Genomic DNA, 16,036 nt, shown 5'->3' with positions numbered 1-16,036 from the left:
TGCTCTGTCGTCAGAGAAGGAAGGACACAGCGACGTGCGATACAATACATGAGAGGCTTCTCCTTGAGATAAGTTGAGTTTTGTTATGCCTATCTTATCTCTTAGGGCAAGCCTTTCTCTGCAATAATTCACAAGCCCTGTTTCAAGGCCCATTTTGCTTGACAACCGGCTCTCCAACAAGTATAATGCAACAGTTATATTTGTTTGCATGGCACGAGACAGGCTGTTTTAACATAGCTGGTTTCTCGTTAAAGACGCTAAAGAGCTCTGAGCAATCCTCTGTAGAATAATCTCTTCCTGCATACAAGTTCTACTTATCAGCTGGCAGCTTTGCTCCCGTATCCTACGGTCTGCTCCTGGTACTTCCTGAAGTCATTGTGCCTTCAGGACTCTATTACTGTGTCCAAGGGACGCAGTGACCGAAAGGATTTTCATGCTTTCTTTTTATGACTTCTCTTTGCAACCATCGACGCAAACTGTACTCGCCGATATGCAAATTACAGAACCTACTCCAATTCAGGCTGAGGCAATTCCAGTGCTACTTGCCGGAAATGACCTGGTGGGACAATCAATTACCGGCTCAGGCAAGACGCTGGCCTATGGCATCCCGCTGGTCGAAAGGATAGCCAGGGACAAGCGGGTAGTCCAGGCGTTGGTACTTGTGCCAACTCGCGAACTGGCTATCCAGGTAAACACTGTTCTCTCCAGGCTGGCAAGTAGTAGGCGCATTACGACGGCGCTGCTTGTGGGAGGACGCGCCTATGGCAGTCAGATCTCGGCGTTGCGCTATGGTTCGCAGATTGTAGTAGGCACACCGGGACGAGTGAAGGACCATCTTGATCGCGGGACTTTAGTACTTGATTATCTGCGCATCTGCATACTGGACGAGGCAGACCAGATGCTGGATAGCGGTTTCGCGCCAGCAATTGAAGAGATACTGAAAACTTCGCCTGACACCCGTCAAACAGCACTTTTTTCAGCAACGATACCCGACTGGGTTGTTACGCTACAGCAAAATTTTCTCAAAAACCCTGTCAGCGTTACCGTTCACCCATCTACGGGCGAGCAAAGCGCAATTGAACAGATTGCATACCAGGTACCGCAAGCACAGAAAATGGCCGCACTCTGTACCCTCTTGCGCTCTAGCGAGGGAGAAAGCAGTCTCATTTTTGGCAAGACGAAATACGGTGTTGAGAAGTTGGGGAAACAACTCAGCAAACTTGGATTTGCCGTGGGAACCTTGCACGGTAACAAGAGCCAGCATGCGCGTGAAGAGGTGCTTACCGCGTTCCGCCGCGGGCACGTACAGACGCTGCTTGCCACAAACGTTGCTGCGCGCGGGCTGGACATTCAAGGGATATATCAGGTCATCAATTATGAGCTGCCGGAATCGAGCGAGCTTTTTACACATCGGATTGGTCGAACGGGCAGGATGGGGCGGCAAGGCAAGGCGATTACGCTATTAGTACCATCAGATGTGCCCAGATGGCGGCGTATGGCACGCGACTTAGGGCAGACGGCAGCATTGCAGCGACTCGCTATTGACGAGGAAGCCATGGGAACAATACCAGGTCCTCGACAAGAGATTTCTGTAATGCAGGAACACAAACAGAACATCGAACTGGAGTCGGAAAGTAATCGCAACCATTCCTCTCCGGATCAGGAACGTGGCAGAAGCTCACGGTCAAAGCAGGATAGCTATCCAGCATCAGGCGCGAGAAGGCGATCAAAAGAGCGTATTAGCAGCAAAACATCCGAGTATGCACCTGCGCGGCAACCAGAAGACTTTCCATTGCCGGAACGCTCTCATTCAGGCGGCGTGAGGCGTGGAAGGGGAGGAGCAGGAAAGCAGTCCAATTTTGCCAGGACCGCCGGTAAGCATACAGCACATGCTTTTATAGATACAGAGCCGCAGCGTCATACAGCCAGGAGGAAGTCCAGAGTGGCGCCGGCACTAAGGACACAGCGGGCTTCTGTTTCAAATCGTTCGGCCCGTCTCCATCGATAGAATTTTGAAAATTACACGTCAGATCACTATCCGCCTGAGTGCTGAAAATCCAGCATTCAGGCGGATAGTCGCTTTCATCAAGCCTATCATCCTTAATCAGGAATTGCTACTTTAGAGTTGGTTGCGAAGAACCCCGGTGACCTGGTGATGCAATATTCCATACATTCAAGATGCCCCATTGGGCGCTGGATAGCAGCAGGTGGGTGCCGTCGGGCGACCAGCGCAGGAGGGCAGCAGAACCGGAGATGGGAGTGTGGTTCATGGGTGTAAACAACGTGCCGAGCTTTTGGCCCGTGGCGCAATCGAAGAGGTCAACCGAGCCGGTAAAATTGGCGACGGCTAAAACTCGCCCGTCCGGTCGCCATGCTAACGCAAGCGAGCCAGGTATGGCACTCAGGAGCGCCGTATCATGCACAGGTAAAAGAGGAGTATGTTGGAGATTCAATGCAGCAAGAAACGAGGGGTCTGGAAAGGGAAGGCCGGAGGGTTCTAGCAGGGCTTTGAGATTCATGTTCGCTACAAGGTAGTTGCCGCCGGGCGACCAGGCGGTGATGCTCGTTTTCCAGATATAGACAGCTGGAGAATGGGCCTGCGATAGTGTAATCGCCTGGCCTGGCTGCCAGATGGTGAAGAAATTGCCGCCACCGGTATTGCCAATGGGCGCAAGTGGAGGCGCGGCTGCAACGCTGTGGGTCTTTAATACACGTTGCCCTTGAAGGGAGCCGCCAGGCCCCCAGCGATAGAGGATTGCGGCGGGAACTGGTGTGCTCTTGATCGGTTGCCCTGAACTTCTGTTCCATGTAGTATAGACGGGATTGATGCTATCCTGGTGTTGCAAGAAGACCTTCGCCGGGTTGCCAACACTGGCTATCAACAGCACGCCACCGAAGCTGCCCAGGCGTGTGGAGGCTGTAAAGATCAATGCGAGATTCTGGCCGTCAGGCGACCAGAGGATGCGGGAGTAGTAAATCGGTGAGAGGCTAACAAACCCCCCATTTGAACCGGGAAGAGGTTTTCTGGCGGCGATTGCTCTTAGCCTTGCTGGAACGTTTGATATTTCGGAAAGCGTGCGGGCAATAGCATAATCGGGTGTCCAGTGGAAGGCGAGTTTGCCTGTATGCACGTCATAGATATTCACGCGAGCGGTGACGAAGTTGCCCTGAGGACATTGCTGCGTGTAGCCCAGCACCGCGATAGAATTGCCGTCAGGAGACCAGGCTGCGTCAACCAGGCATGCCAGGCCATCCTGTTGCGGTATGGTTGGGCCATTTGATGTACTCTCAGAAGAGGAATAGGCGTTCGATACGAGCCCTGGCGCGGAAGTGAAATTCAGGTGCAGACTGTTCGCGATGAATGAGGAAAGACCAGGACCAAAACTGAGTAGAATAATCAGCATTGACAGCAGGATAGTGCCTGAGATACCCGTGATGCGCCGGCGACGCCTATTCTCAGGACGTTGCCAGGTCAGTAATATGCGCGAAAACTGCGAAGATAGGTCAGTTTTCGTATCATCAATGTGGTCGAGGTTGATGATTTCGACCTCAAAATCATCTGATACCTGCTCGTACTCGCTATGCCTGGAAGTATCCATATATTCTTCTGTGTCTTTCGAATATGCAGCACAAAATCTACAGCAAGCCGAGTTCCCTGGCTTTCAGAGCGGCCTGGGTCCGGTCGCGCACGCCTAGCTTGCCAAGGATGTTGCTGAGGTGGTTCTTGACGGTGCCGCTGGCAATGTAAAGGGTCTCACTAATCTCGCGGTTGGAAGCTCCACGCGCAAGCAAGGCCAGAATCTCCCGTTCGCGCTCGGTCAATGGCAAAAGCTCGCTCGCGCCCGCGAATGCAGACGCGGCAGGAGTAGTCACTACGGGTTCGATGGAGGGCGAGGAAAAGGAGGCAAGGACTTTGTGCGCAACGTCTGGATGCAGCAGGACCTGACCCTGTGCGACTACCCGGATAGTTGTGGCGAGCTGCTCGGCAGTGATGTCTTTGAGCATATAGCCCTGAGCCCCCGCTTGCAGACCGGCCTGGATCAGCTCTCGATCATCGAAGGTCGTCAGGATGACCACGCGGATCCCGGGCCAGCGCTCGAGGATGGCACGCGTCGCGGCAATGCCATCTAGACGCGGCATGCGCACATCCATCAGCACCACATCGGGTGCCTTTCGCTCAGCGCGGAGGTGTTCGATCATAGTCAGCGCTTCCTCACCATCGCTGGCCATGCCTACCACCTCCAGGTCTGGCTCCAGTTCAATCAACTTGCGAAAGCCTTCGCACAGCAGGCGCTGGTCATCCACAATCAGCACACGAAGACGCTCTGCCATAGCTAGACCTTCTCCCTGGTCGCGCGTACCGCTGCCTGTTCCCGCATTTTGAGCGGAAGTACCACTTCGACGCGCCAGCCATGTCCCGGTTCGGGGCCAGCCCGTAGCGTTCCATCCAGTAGCGCGACGCGCTCGCGCATACCTCTCAGTCCGAATCCAGTCGGTCGTTGTCCATCCTCCGGCGGGCAGCCCTGCCCGTTGTCCAGTACGGTCAGTTCCACCTGTTCTTCTTGTTCATCGCTCGTGGAGAGGCGCAATAGCACCTTGGTAGCGCCCGCATGCTTGCGAATATTGGTCAGCGCTTCCTGCGCGCAGCGGTAGAGGGTCAGGCACAATTCTGGATTCAGAGGATGCGTCGCCTCTTCCAGATCGAGTGTGATGCGAGTCTGGCGGCAGGTGGCTTCAAATTCTGCCGCCAGCTGCCGCAGTTGCTCCTGCAATGACCCTACGGAGGCTTCATCGGGTCGGAGCGCCTCGACAGATTGACGAACTTCTGTCAGGCAGGCTTTCGCCACCTGTCGTGCCTGCAGCAGTTCCTCATGCAGGCGGGGATCACTACGCGCTTCGAGCTGCGTGGCCGTTTCCAGCTGGACCGAGAGGAGCGTCAGAGCGTGGCCAAGCGTGTCATGAATCTCGCGGGCAATCCGGTTGCGCTCGCGTATAATCGAGAGTTCCTCTACCTGGGTGCTGTACTCCTTCAATTGCATGTGGGCCGCTGCGAGCCTGGCGTTCGAGCCTTCCAGCGCTATGTGGGCTATCGTGAGTTCGCTAATGATCGCCGCGTATCCATAGATGGTGAGAAAGGCAAGCAGGAGGCCTATCTGGCTGCTGATATCCCAGTCTGGAACGATGAGGCGGATCGCCAGGTAGGAACTCAAGCAGAGGAGGCCTGCCACAAGCAGACTGAGAGAGCGGGGTTTGATCATTACCGTCAAGCCTGCGGTAATGACTGGTAGCAATGGGAGCCAATCGGTGTTCGTGTCTGGTAAGAGGATGAATTGGGAGGAGCAAGCCAGGCAGACCAGGGCCAACACGAAGCCTGCACGGGGATGGACCTTGAACCGTTGTATTCCGAGATGGTAGATCGCGAGCCAGGTCCCGTAGATTCCCGTGAGCAGAAACAATCTCAGCAGAGTAAGAGGCTGCGTCGTCAAGACTCCAGAGAAGTAGCCCACGCAAACGCAACCGGTGATGACCCAGGGGATCCACCGCAGATACCAGCTGAGTAATGGGATCGACGGTAATTGGATGTTCTGCCCTTGCTTGAATTTCATGGATAGGCCTACCAACTTTTAGAGATGCGCCTGTTTTCTGTAGTATACCTTAAGGCTTTCTCGCTCGCCAGTGTCTGCGGTCATAGGTCTGGCGAGAAGATCCGTGACTGGGGTCATAGCAGTCAGGGGTAGAAATAGGACCGGAATTTGTGACTGGTGGGACAGGCAGCGTGCCACTCAGGGTGCTATACTCAGCATAGGGAAGCCGGTGAAGTAGTGCGAGCGAGATACGAATGGCAGCACAAGGAGTGAGGTATTTCTATGGGTCTTCAAGTTGAACACATTAACAAATGGTTTGGCTCGTTCCAGGCCATCAAAGATCTCTCGATGGAAGTGCGAGCGGGAGTGATCTTTGGCTTTCTGGGGGCAAATGGCGCGGGGAAGACGACGACGATGCGCATGATTCTGGATATTTTGCGCCCCGATAGTGGCTCTATCACCTGGAATGACACTCCGGTGGGCGAGGTGCCGCGTCGCTCCTTTGGCTACCTGCCGGAGGAGCGCGGACTCTATCCAAAAATGCAGGTGGATGAACAACTGCTCTTCCTGGCGCGGCTGAATGGCTTATCAAAGCAGGATGCTGAGAAAGAATTGACCGAATGGCTCGAACGATTTCAAATCAATGTGAATCGCAAAAAGAAGATCGAAGAACTGTCCAAAGGCAATCAGCAGAAGATACAGTTTCTGGCGACTATCCTGCATGATCCAACGATCCTGGTCATGGATGAGCCGTTTAGCGGCCTGGACCCGGTCAACGCGAATGTGCTGAAAGAGGCGTTTCTGGAGATGCACCGCCGTGGAAAGACGATCATTTTCTCCACGCACCAGCTGGAGCAGGCCGAGGAACTGTGCCAGGATATTGTGATTATCAATAAGGGGCAGAGCATTGTTCAGGGTAGCGTGCGTGAAGTCAAACGCCAGCATGGACGTAATGTAGCGCGGCTCAAACTCGATAACGATCCAGAGGCGAACTGGCTTGAACAGCTTTCGGGCGTGCAGTTCATAAAGCGCCGGGAGGATTATATCGAAATGCATATTCAGTCCGATCTCAATCCTAATGTGATTGTGGAGGCTGCGCTAGAACACGGCGGAATCATCAGCCGTTTTGAGCTGGCCGAGTCATCACTGACCGATATCTTCATTGAGAAAGTTGGCGCGGTCTCCCTGCCAGATGCGCCTTCTTCCGCGCTTTCAGCATAGAGAAAGAGGATTGCCATGATGCCAAAGAAAGCAGTTGTTACGCCAGACAGAGAGATGCCCTCGCAAAACTCTCCAGAACAGGGCCGTACATCAGTGGTCGTCAGCACGAGCGGTGCCGCCTCGCTCCATAACTGGCGCAATATCCGCCTGATTACTGGGCGCGAATATAAAAATCGCATCACTCAACGAAGTTTCATCATTATGAGCATTCTTCTCCTGATCATTGTGTTTGTTGCCGCTTTCGTCCCTACGATTATGCAGCTAGTGCAGCGTCTTACTGCGAGTCCAGGCCCGCAAACCCAGGTCGTCGTGGTGAATGAAGCCGGTATGATTGCTGGCATGAATGAGACGATGCTGATCTCGGATATCAATTCAGAACTGAACGGGACAAATACCGGAAGTAATGCTCCCTATACGATTAGTGTCCAGTCACCAACCTCTCTGGACAATTTGCAAAGCCAGGTCAAACATGGCAAATTAGATATCCTGCTCGTACTTACTCGTTCCACACAGGGGAATCTCCAGTTTATCTATGATACCGATACCGATCCAAACAACGACCCTAACCTGTCCAATATTCAGACGCTGACCCAGCAGCTCAATTTTCTGGATGTTGCTTATCGCCAGGGCCTTACACCAGCTCAGATACATGATCTGGTCGCATCTCCCAGCTTGACGACGGTATATAGCCAGCAGGGCCAGAATACACGTTCGACGAATCAAATTGTCGCCGAATATATCCTCGCCTTTGCCGGTCCCCTCCTGATCTATACCTGTATCTCGCTGTATATCAATATTGTCGCGTCGGGAGTGGCTGAAGAGAAAAGCAATCGCATTATGGAAATTCTGGTGAATGCCGCAACCCCATTCCAGTTGCTGGCCGGCAAGATTATAGGCATCGGGGCGGCGTGCCTGACCCAGATGGCGTGCCTGGTGGTGGTTGGCATCGGGGCGCTCCTTCTGCAAGCCCCTCTGCAGGACGCACTGCTCGGCGCGAACGCGGGAGGCTTCGGCCAGTATCTTACCAGCATATCCATCCCCTACTACCTCCTCTTCTTGATCTGCATCCTGTTGGCGTTCTTCCTCTATGCCACTCTGGCGGCAGGACTGAGCGCAACCATCAGACGGCAGGATGAGGTGCAAAACGCGATCATGCTTCCTATGATTCTGATCATTACCGGCTGGATTCTGGTCGTTTTCAGTCTCTCTTCTCCTAATGCGACCTGGGTGAAGGCGCTGTCATATGTTCCGCTCTGGTCTCCGATGTTGATACTGGTACGTGTCGCTGTAGGCACAGTTGCCTGGTGGGAGGTCGTTGTGTCGATCACGTTGTTGCTGGTTGCTATCCTGGCCTGCGCCTGGTTTGCCGCCCGCCTGTACCGGGTAGGAGTTTTGATGTACGGGCAGCGGCCAGGTCTAGGGCAGGTGATGAAGCTGGCATTTGGCCGGTGAAGAGATTATTTCCGTTCGCTGATCCAGCCTATTTCCAATGGCTCATAGGTAATCCAGGAACCGGCGAGCGGAAGGTAGGCAAGGTACTCATCGCCAGCGAACCGATATAAACAGTGCGTAAATCAGGGCCACCGAAGTTGACGCTGGTTATCAATTGCAGGGTCTTGCCGGCGGTTGCCAGCAAATCGGTAGGCTGGGCAGTACCAGAAGCAAATTTCTCGTTATAACCTGCCAAAAGTTCATCGTTCGCCTCCTCGAAGACGACATGGTAATCGCCATCCGGGGTAATGATGCCAACGCCGTTACGAAGAATGGTTGTGAGCCAGATGTTCTGCTGGCTATCAAAAGCGAAGCCGTCGATGAATGCTCCTACGCCAAGTCCATCCGGGCCGAATACCTCTTTATCAGTCAGACTTCCATCAGGCTGGACGCGGAAGCGGAGGATGCGGCTCTGCATTGTTTCGGCGACGTAGAGATATTCTTCTTTGGCATCCAGGCGAATCTCGTTGGTGAAATAAATGTCGTCTCTGACAATGCGCGGACCTTTTTCGTCGAGCAAGACAATGTAGCCATCCGGGCGGGGGTTCGCTGCCGCGGGCCACCAGTGAGATTCGCGGGTTGAGCATGCTATCCAGAAGCGATTTTTGCTGTCGATAAAGATAAAGTCCGCACAGGTAAGTTTGACCCCATCGACCTCCGTCAGAAATTCTTCAACCTGGCCGTCGGGTCGCAGCCTCTGGATGGTGCCGGTGCCAATATTCGCAACATAGAGCGTACCATCCGCGGACATCGCCAGGCCATTTGGCTCGCCGCCCATCCCACCAAAAAACTGCTGGCTCCCATCTGGATGAATGCGCGTAACGCCTCCCCGCCCATCTGATACCCAGAGCGTGCCATCGGGCTGACAAAGGACGGATTCGGGCCTTACAAGGTCATGCCCGGTAAAGGTCAAATCACTGAGTTCAAGCCGGAATGCTTTGATAGGAACTGCTTCGCTGCTCATGGTTTGTCCTTTCTACTGCGGAAATAGAAATTACAGGTTTTCCTTTGATAAAGCTAACCAATTACACGAAGACGCTTGCGGTTAAGAACACCTCATTCTATGATGTTAGCAATGGGAGTGGCAAGGAATGGGCTTCATCTTATGAGAATGCGTGATAGAATACGAAAGCAACATAGCGTCAATCCCAACAAGAGATGATGGAGGAACATATGGACAACGCTTACGTTAAAAACAGTGTCGGTATCTGGGCTTTTGGTCCGAACGTCACGCGATTTGTACCACCCGGCTACCATCCTGAAGTTACCAACGAGGATATGGTGACGCGCACAAAGCGCGTGGTCGATGGGCTTGCCGACCTGGTCGATGGGCTGGAATATCACTACCCGGGCGAGATTTCAGAGGATACGGTCGAGGCGATCAAGGCTGCACTTGGGCCGATGGATATCTACTGCATCGCTGCCGGACTGCACCCCGACCCTACTTATAAGCTAGGAGCGTTCATCAATCCCGATCCCGCTCTACGGCGCCGGGGTATCGATACACTCAAACGTGGCGTTGATCTCGCGGCTGTGTTGGGCGCGCACTTTATTATCTGGCCGGGCGCCGAAGGGTACAACTACAATTTCCAGCGTGAGTATGCGCGCACCTGGGATCTATTTGTCGAAGGAGTAGGAGAAGTCGTTGCCCACGCGGCTTCCAGGGGTGTGACCGTCTTTCTGGAACATAAGAACAGCGAACCGGCCATGAATATCCTGATGCGCAACATCTCTGCCACGCTCTATACCATTGATCGCGTGCGCCGCCTGGGGGTCGATACCTCGCGCTTGCAGGTCAATATGGACTGGCAGCACCTGATTATGAATGGCGAGAACCTGGCGGAATACGCGGCGCTTTTGCATAGCGAAGGTAAGCTGGGGCATCAACACGCCAATTCTGGTTGGGGAACCTTCGATGATGATAACATGGTCGGCGCGGCTTTCTTCATGCAGACCCTGGAACTGGCGATGACACTGCAAGATGTGAACTATGGCGCGCAGGGGCAGCGTATCGGCTACGACCTCTATCCATATACCGAGGATCAGATAGCAGCAGTGCGGCGCTCGGTACTGCAATGGGCCTACATCGACGACCTTGCTACCAGGATTGACCGCCAGGCGCTCAATGAGGCGCGTTCCCATGCCGATGCCGTCGAGGCTTATCGCATCGTCTATGAAACCATGGGACTCGATAAGGCTTATATCGATCGCATAATTGCGCGACGCAAACAACATTCATGAGAAATGAGGACTTCTGGCATCAATTTGATCAACTTGTGGCCTCAAATCCCCACCGGGAAGCCGGGAAAAGGTCCAGTTCCTGCCGCTTCTCTATAGGGAGAGTGTAGGGGCCAGACCCGAACATGACAAGGGCAAATGCACTAGATCGCCAAAAAGGATCGGTTCACCCGCGCTATCCATTGGACTATGGGTATCTATCGGGGACGCGATCCGGCGATGGCATTGATGTCTGGATAGGCAGTTTGCCTGTCCAGACGCTGGCCGGCATTATTTGCGCGCTTGACCTGCAAAAGCGCGACGCGGAAATAAAACTTCTCCTCGGCTGCATATCAGACGAGATGCAGCAAATCGTCAACATCCACAACACCGGCTCGCAATCCGCGATATTAATCGAGCGTCCCACTCACTGATCGTACCTTCTTGATAGCAGCAAAGTGTTTTCTTTTCGTTCAGTATCTATATTTTGTAGTCACCCCGTATAACGGAAGGAGAATAGGCGATTTCCTATCAAACTCTGCGTTTTACTATACGGTAGGGATATGTATATATATTTGCAAGTATCTCTTTTTCGCTAATAAGAGACCGAACATGACTACAGAACCACGAGCACAAATATCCATAGACCAGCAAATGACCCAACCGGATGTCGATGCACTACCCCGGCAAAACCGGGAGCATCCGTTAGCTGTGCCGGTAATAACCAGGCGCGTATTGATCGAACGCCAATCAACCATTCCTATGCGGCTCCAGCCACAAGCCATAGAGCAACAACAAACGTTGCCAATGCCGCGAGAATCAAAAAAAAGCTCTTCCCGTTACCTCCGGGGACTGATACCGCTATTTCTTGGCGTAACTTTGTTGATTGCCAGTTTTGTACTTCAAGCTATATTGACGAATTCGCCTCATAAAAATTTAAAATCTGCACTGCTGCATTCGCAGGCAGTTCATGCGCGCGGGCCGCTTGTAAATCAAGCTGCACAGCAGTTTATGCATGATTTTATGCAGAAAGATTGGGCAGGGATGTGGTCAATGTTATCGCCTGATGCGCAGGATTTGTGGCAAGGTGAGAACGATTTCGTGCATTTTGAACAGAGCAAATTTGGCTCCTTACATTTTATAAGCTATACACATGGCTCATCGCAAACGCAGCATGCCTGGCTTGACCCGGATACGACACAGCAATACGCTTCGGCTGTAACATTTCAAGTGACCCTTGATGCTACTGCGCCTGCCGGATTACTTTCCGCACCATCCAATCTGGCTCTCAATCAAGGCCTCTTCAAGAATACTTTGCTGGCGCTGATTCAATATAAGGGTAACTGGCGTGTGCTGGTTGCGGGGCCCGGCGACCTCGATGCGCCCATACTCGTTCCTGCCACGCCTCCTGCCGTCAAATTGCTGATGCCCATCTTTATGTATCATCATGTCTCCAACAAGCCAACCACGAACGTATTGGATTACAACCTGACGGTCACGACAACCGATTTTAACGCGCAACTCAACTGGTTGCAGCAAAACGGATATTCCAGCATTACCCAGACGGAGTTATTCGATGCGTTTTACTACGGCAAAGCGCTGCCAAAGCATCCGGTGATCTTGAGTTTTGATGATGGTTATGAGGATATGTATACTGATGCATTACCGGCACTCCTGGCACATCATTTTCGCGGGGTCTTTTATATCATTACCGGGATGATCGGCGGAAACTATATGACCTGGCCGCAGGTGCGCGCGTTGGCGAAAGACGGTATGCAGGTAGCTTCGCATACCGTACACCATGTCAATATCGGCGAACCCCCATCCTGGACGAGTACGCAGCAAGAATTACTGCAATCGAAAGCGACGCTGGAAGCCCAAATTGGGCAGCCGATTCAATTCTTCTGCTATCCATCCGGCGAACCATTTCATCATGATACCGTTGCCGAGCAACAAATCGTGCTGGCCGATCTTTATAACGATGGCTATGTGAGCGCCACGCTCGATCCGTTCTCGATATTTTCGGCCATCCAGGATGCGCAAACCCCTTACCAGCTTCCTCGTATCCGTGTCAGCGGTGGTGAAACGCTCGATTCTTTCGTGGGCATTCTCCAATACACATTACAGGCAGGGACGGAAGAGCTTGCGTCGTAGAAATTAAATTCAGCGCCGTATCTACTCCTTGACCGCGCTGGTGGGACTTCCGTAAACTGGTATAGAGCGAAATTTTAGCCCTTAAGCGCATTCAGAGGAATGTGCATAAAAGAAAGATATGGCACACGCGTAAAGTCACTGTCTGTTGTTACTAGAGTAAGCCGGTAGTTTAGTGCAGTAGCTGCGTTGGGTAGGCCGCTGGCGAGGTACATTGTGTGCCCTTTTCCATCGGCCCCCCACCAAACTGTACATGCGTCTTTCGATGCATACAGCTTTCCAGTCATTCAATCCGTTGTTTTCCGTCTCGTTGGTCGTCCTGTGTGGATGGCTTGATGACAGAAATGGCAAACCACAAGGGTCTTCCTCCGGCGGGTTTATTTTTTTTATTTTTTTTCTCCGCGTTCTCGGATGATTGTGAGGACAGTTTCGGCGTTCCTCATCACGAATACCTCCCTGTGCTTTCCAATCTGAATTCCCTGCCGCCCTTCGCCATGTGATCGGTGCTACCGTCTCGGACTACTACGGCGGCTCCGTTGCCCTGGACCTCGCGGTCTGTAGGCAATCCCACGCTGCGTCGGTCATATACGTCTCAGCATCAGTTAGGCTCCCTATTCATCCCTTTGTTCACCCCCGTTGGGTGCCCTTTCACGATCTGAAGGTTGCTTCTGCCCTGATTGCTTGCAGAGGCAGATCATGACATCGGTTGCAGACGTTTTTCCGATGGGTGGATACTTACACCAAGTTAGGATTGGGGTTCAGGCAGTGTAGCTTTAGCCATGTGATGCGGGTCTTGCGGGTACGACTCATCCACAACGCCTCTGGATGTTCCCCGCTTTCCCATCATGCTCTGGTCCCCTTCGCTTTTCAGCTCCAGGTAAGATGGGTGGCCCAAGAACCTCCCTTCAAGTTCTTCCCCAGTTGCTGGGGGATATATGTCCGCGTATCGCGGCGCACAATCAGCGTATCGATGTCTCCAATTAATCCTGGCCCGAACGGTGGACGCAATGCACGGCGCAAGTCCGCATATTGCTCAAGCAAAGAATAAGTTAGAGGGTAGGGATGCACTTTCTTGAGCAAGGTTCGAAGGGCAGCTTGATGTCTAGGAAACTCTACAAATCCCTTGAGATATTCGGTAAGCTCTCCGTATACGACAATGCTTGTGCTAGCTTCGTCATTGAGTATCCATGATCGAGCGAGGGAAAGCGCACCTGATCGACCCTGTAGGTAAGCTCCCAGGACATTAGTATCAAGTAAGTATTGTCTCATAGATACTCCAATGGCGGTGTAGGAGGGCTTGCGTGACGAATTTGATCAAGTTCTTCGAACATAGTATCAGGCAGGTCACTCCATGCCCCTGCAGGGTCTTCCCACTCTTCCATTGTTTCTCTTTCCCTGGGAACGGACTTCAAGTTGCCAGATGCAGAAGCCCCCCGTTCGAGGGCTTCTGCCAGAGCTTCAATATAAGTCGCTGCTTCTTCCTGCGCTTCTGGTGGAAGTTGTTCCAGATAAGGCAGGATATCTTGTAATCGTTCTATCATGATACTACCTCTCTATTAACGGATATATTTATCTGGGCCTCTTGTCAAAGAGTATAGCACAATCAGGATAATGATAAAACTTCCTGGGAAGCCTATCTAGCTATTTCCTCTTTAGCTTGTTTCCCGTCCTTTTCAGGTGGCATAATTCACCTGTACCAGATATTTCGCATTCTATGTCTGTTCAATGAAACTGAACAATAGAAAGGACACCTGCCCATGCCCACTATTCGCACACCCGAAGAGCGCTTTCAAAATCTGCCAGGTTTCCCATTCCAGCCGCATTATGTTGATGTAAATGGAGCGCGCGTTCACTATGTAGATGAGGGCCAGGGAGAGGTCATTCTGTGCCTGCATGGGGAACCATCCTGGTCGTATCTATACCGCAAAATGATTCCCATACTGGCCAAAAATCATCGTGTGTTGGCGATGGATTTCATTGGCTTCGGACGTTCCGATAAGTACACCGAACGCGACGAGTATTCGTTCCAGATGCATGCTGACACGTTGAAGAGCTTCATCAATGTATTGGCGCTGGAACAGATTACCCTGGTCGTTCAGGATTGGGGCGGTCTGATCGGCTTAACAGTGGCGACCCAGATGCCTGATCGATTTGCACGGCTGGTCATTATGAACACGGGACTGCCCACCGGAGATTTCCCTATGGGCGAGGCTTTTATGCGCTGGCGGCAATTCGCGGCAAGTTCGACTGATCTGCCGATTGCGCGTTCGATTGTTACAGGCATGGCACATCGCGATGCAATTACGCCTGATGTGGTTGCAGCCTACGAAAGCCCGTTTCCTGATGTGACATATAAGGCTGGGGCGATGGCCTGGCCGCTACTGGTGCCTATCCATCCTGACGATCCTGGAGCAGCAGAAATGCGCAGAGCCACGGAAGAGCTTTCTCATTGGGAGAAACCCGTACTCGTGATGTTCTCCGATGGTGATCCCATTACTCGAGGTGGAGATAGATTTTTCCGTGCGCTCATCCCTGGTGCAAGGGATCAACCGGAGATCGTCATTCGCGATGCAGGTCATTTCTTGCAGGAAGAGAAGGGCGAGGAGATCGCACAGCATATCGTAGAATTTATGGATCGAACACCGCTGAAAGACTAAATGACACATGAGCTTTGCCGATGCCATTTTAACCGAGAACCTTGAGCCATTGCGACAGCATTTGCTACATCATCCTTTGTGGCAGGGCATAGAGACAGGAACGCTTGAACGAGAAAAGCTGCGCCTGTTTGCGCTACAAGACTGGTGGCTGGTACGCGAGGCATACCGACTCGATGCCCTGGCTATCTCGGCCTCTTCCGACCTTGAAGTGCAGGAATTGCTGATCGCAAAGCTGATTCCAAAGGTAGGTGGATACAAACTGCTACTACGATTCGGTGAGGCGCTGGGATTATCGCGGGCCGATTTTGATGCAGTGGAGCCGCTTGCGGGCTGTACGGCTCTGACCAACTTTTTCTATTGGATGCTGGCCTATGGTTCGTCCGGTGAGAAACTGGCCGCCGTCGGTGCGAGCGAGGATATTTTCATCCAGATTTGCCTGCGTATCGGCCCTGCTCTGATGCGCAATTATGGATTGAGCGCCGAACAGGTCGAGTTCTTTACGGCGCATGAAGAAATAAGCGCGCGCGTCACGCCGGTTGACGAGATGCTGCTGGCACGATATACCACACAGGCCGATAGGCAATTGATTACGCGTGCCGTGCGTTTAAGCCACGAATTTGAGCTGATGTTTTATGATACGGTTATGGAAGCGGATCCCAGGCAATAATTCCCTAATAGAAGTAACTCGTATCACTTCTTTGCTTTGGTACGTAT

13 protein-coding genes are annotated in these 16,036 nt (G+C 52.6%); 8 read left to right on the top strand and 5 right to left on the bottom strand.

The features are described from left to right. The first annotated feature begins 433 nt into the window (after positions 1 to 433). The gene (locus tag VFA09_04950; protein ID HZU66608.1) at positions 434 to 2,008 is read left to right on the top strand and encodes a DEAD/DEAH box helicase; all 1,575 of its coding nucleotides are present in this window, start codon (positions 434 to 436) and stop codon (positions 2,006 to 2,008) included. 106 nt (positions 2,009 to 2,114) lie between these two features. Here VFA09_04950 and VFA09_04945 read toward each other — a convergent pair whose 3' ends face one another. Genes VFA09_04945 through VFA09_04935 form a run of 3 tightly spaced genes read right to left on the bottom strand, consistent with a single transcriptional unit; the run spans position 2,115 to position 5,606 of the window. Continuing rightward, the gene (locus tag VFA09_04945; GenBank protein HZU66607.1) at positions 2,115 to 3,599 is read right to left on the bottom strand and encodes a WD40 repeat domain-containing protein; all 1,485 of its coding nucleotides are present in this window, start codon (positions 3,597 to 3,599) and stop codon (positions 2,115 to 2,117) included. Between the two features lie 37 nt (positions 3,600 to 3,636). Next, the gene (locus VFA09_04940; protein ID HZU66606.1) at positions 3,637 to 4,332 is read right to left on the bottom strand and encodes a response regulator transcription factor; all 696 of its coding nucleotides are present in this window, start codon (positions 4,330 to 4,332) and stop codon (positions 3,637 to 3,639) included. Between the two features lie 2 nt (positions 4,333 to 4,334). After that, the gene (locus VFA09_04935; protein HZU66605.1) at positions 4,335 to 5,606 is read right to left on the bottom strand and encodes a sensor histidine kinase; all 1,272 of its coding nucleotides are present in this window, start codon (positions 5,604 to 5,606) and stop codon (positions 4,335 to 4,337) included. 261 nt (positions 5,607 to 5,867) lie between these two features. On the opposite strand from VFA09_04935, the gene VFA09_04930 reads away from it, so the two are divergent. Next, the gene (locus VFA09_04930; protein ID HZU66604.1) at positions 5,868 to 6,806 is read left to right on the top strand and encodes an ATP-binding cassette domain-containing protein; all 939 of its coding nucleotides are present in this window, start codon (positions 5,868 to 5,870) and stop codon (positions 6,804 to 6,806) included. 15 nt (positions 6,807 to 6,821) lie between these two features. Then, a complete protein-coding gene (locus tag VFA09_04925) occupies positions 6,822 to 8,258 on the top strand; it encodes an ABC transporter permease (GenBank protein HZU66603.1) in 1,437 nt (478 codons plus the stop codon). A 28-nt stretch (positions 8,259 to 8,286) separates the two neighbouring features. On the opposite strand, the gene VFA09_04920 is transcribed toward VFA09_04925, so the two are convergent. Next, entirely contained in the window at positions 8,287 to 9,261 is a 975-nt protein-coding gene (locus tag VFA09_04920) for an SMP-30/gluconolactonase/LRE family protein (GenBank protein HZU66602.1), read from the bottom strand. Between the two features lie 209 nt (positions 9,262 to 9,470). Here VFA09_04920 and VFA09_04915 point away from each other — a divergent pair, with 209 nt between their 5' ends. From VFA09_04915 to VFA09_04905, 3 genes are all read left to right on the top strand, one after another. Continuing rightward, positions 9,471 to 10,538, top strand: a complete 1,068-nt coding sequence (locus VFA09_04915) for a TIM barrel protein (protein HZU66601.1) — start codon at positions 9,471 to 9,473, stop codon at positions 10,536 to 10,538. 122 nt (positions 10,539 to 10,660) lie between these two features. After that, positions 10,661 to 10,948 (top strand): inorganic pyrophosphatase, encoded by a 288-nt coding sequence (locus VFA09_04910; GenBank protein HZU66600.1) that lies wholly within the window; start codon positions 10,661 to 10,663, stop codon positions 10,946 to 10,948. A gap of 178 nt (positions 10,949 to 11,126) precedes the next feature. Next, the gene (locus VFA09_04905) at positions 11,127 to 12,668 is read left to right on the top strand and encodes a polysaccharide deacetylase family protein (protein ID HZU66599.1); all 1,542 of its coding nucleotides are present in this window, start codon (positions 11,127 to 11,129) and stop codon (positions 12,666 to 12,668) included. 1,262 nt (positions 12,669 to 13,930) lie between these two features. Here the strand turns inward: VFA09_04905 and VFA09_04900 are convergent. Further along, complete coding sequence (locus VFA09_04900; protein HZU66598.1) at positions 13,931 to 14,206, bottom strand: hypothetical protein; 276 nt, start codon at positions 14,204 to 14,206, stop codon at positions 13,931 to 13,933. 216 nt (positions 14,207 to 14,422) lie between these two features. On the opposite strand from VFA09_04900, the gene VFA09_04895 reads away from it, so the two are divergent. Beyond that, positions 14,423 to 15,322: a haloalkane dehalogenase gene (locus VFA09_04895; GenBank protein ID HZU66597.1), complete on the top strand. Its 900-nt coding sequence runs from the start codon at positions 14,423 to 14,425 to the stop codon at positions 15,320 to 15,322. 7 nt (positions 15,323 to 15,329) lie between these two features. Then, positions 15,330 to 15,989 (top strand): iron-containing redox enzyme family protein, encoded by a 660-nt coding sequence (locus VFA09_04890; GenBank protein HZU66596.1) that lies wholly within the window; start codon positions 15,330 to 15,332, stop codon positions 15,987 to 15,989. The last annotated feature ends 47 nt before the right edge of the window (positions 15,990 to 16,036 follow it).

It is taken from the genome of Ktedonobacteraceae bacterium, from assembly GCA_035653615.1.
In the GTDB taxonomy this organism is placed as follows: Bacteria; Chloroflexota; Ktedonobacteria; order Ktedonobacterales; family Ktedonobacteraceae; genus DASRBN01.
This window is presented reverse-complemented; position numbering and strand designations above follow the sequence as displayed.

Coding starts and splice junctions, on each gene's coding strand:
- VFA09_04950 (HZU66608.1), top strand. CDS start 434: ATGCTTTCTTTTTATGACTTCTCTTTGCAACCATCGACGCAAACTGTA.
- VFA09_04945 (HZU66607.1), bottom strand. CDS start 3,599: ATGGATACTTCCAGGCATAGCGAGTACGAGCAGGTATCAGATGATTTT.
- VFA09_04940 (HZU66606.1), bottom strand. CDS start 4,332: ATGGCAGAGCGTCTTCGTGTGCTGATTGTGGATGACCAGCGCCTGCTG.
- VFA09_04935 (HZU66605.1), bottom strand. CDS start 5,606: ATGAAATTCAAGCAAGGGCAGAACATCCAATTACCGTCGATCCCATTA.
- VFA09_04930 (HZU66604.1), top strand. CDS start 5,868: ATGGGTCTTCAAGTTGAACACATTAACAAATGGTTTGGCTCGTTCCAG.
- VFA09_04925 (HZU66603.1), top strand. CDS start 6,822: ATGATGCCAAAGAAAGCAGTTGTTACGCCAGACAGAGAGATGCCCTCG.
- VFA09_04920 (HZU66602.1), bottom strand. CDS start 9,261: ATGAGCAGCGAAGCAGTTCCTATCAAAGCATTCCGGCTTGAACTCAGT.
- VFA09_04915 (HZU66601.1), top strand. CDS start 9,471: ATGGACAACGCTTACGTTAAAAACAGTGTCGGTATCTGGGCTTTTGGT.
- VFA09_04910 (HZU66600.1), top strand. CDS start 10,661: ATGACAAGGGCAAATGCACTAGATCGCCAAAAAGGATCGGTTCACCCG.
- VFA09_04905 (HZU66599.1), top strand. CDS start 11,127: ATGACTACAGAACCACGAGCACAAATATCCATAGACCAGCAAATGACC.
- VFA09_04900 (HZU66598.1), bottom strand. CDS start 14,206: ATGATAGAACGATTACAAGATATCCTGCCTTATCTGGAACAACTTCCA.
- VFA09_04895 (HZU66597.1), top strand. CDS start 14,423: ATGCCCACTATTCGCACACCCGAAGAGCGCTTTCAAAATCTGCCAGGT.
- VFA09_04890 (HZU66596.1), top strand. CDS start 15,330: ATGAGCTTTGCCGATGCCATTTTAACCGAGAACCTTGAGCCATTGCGA.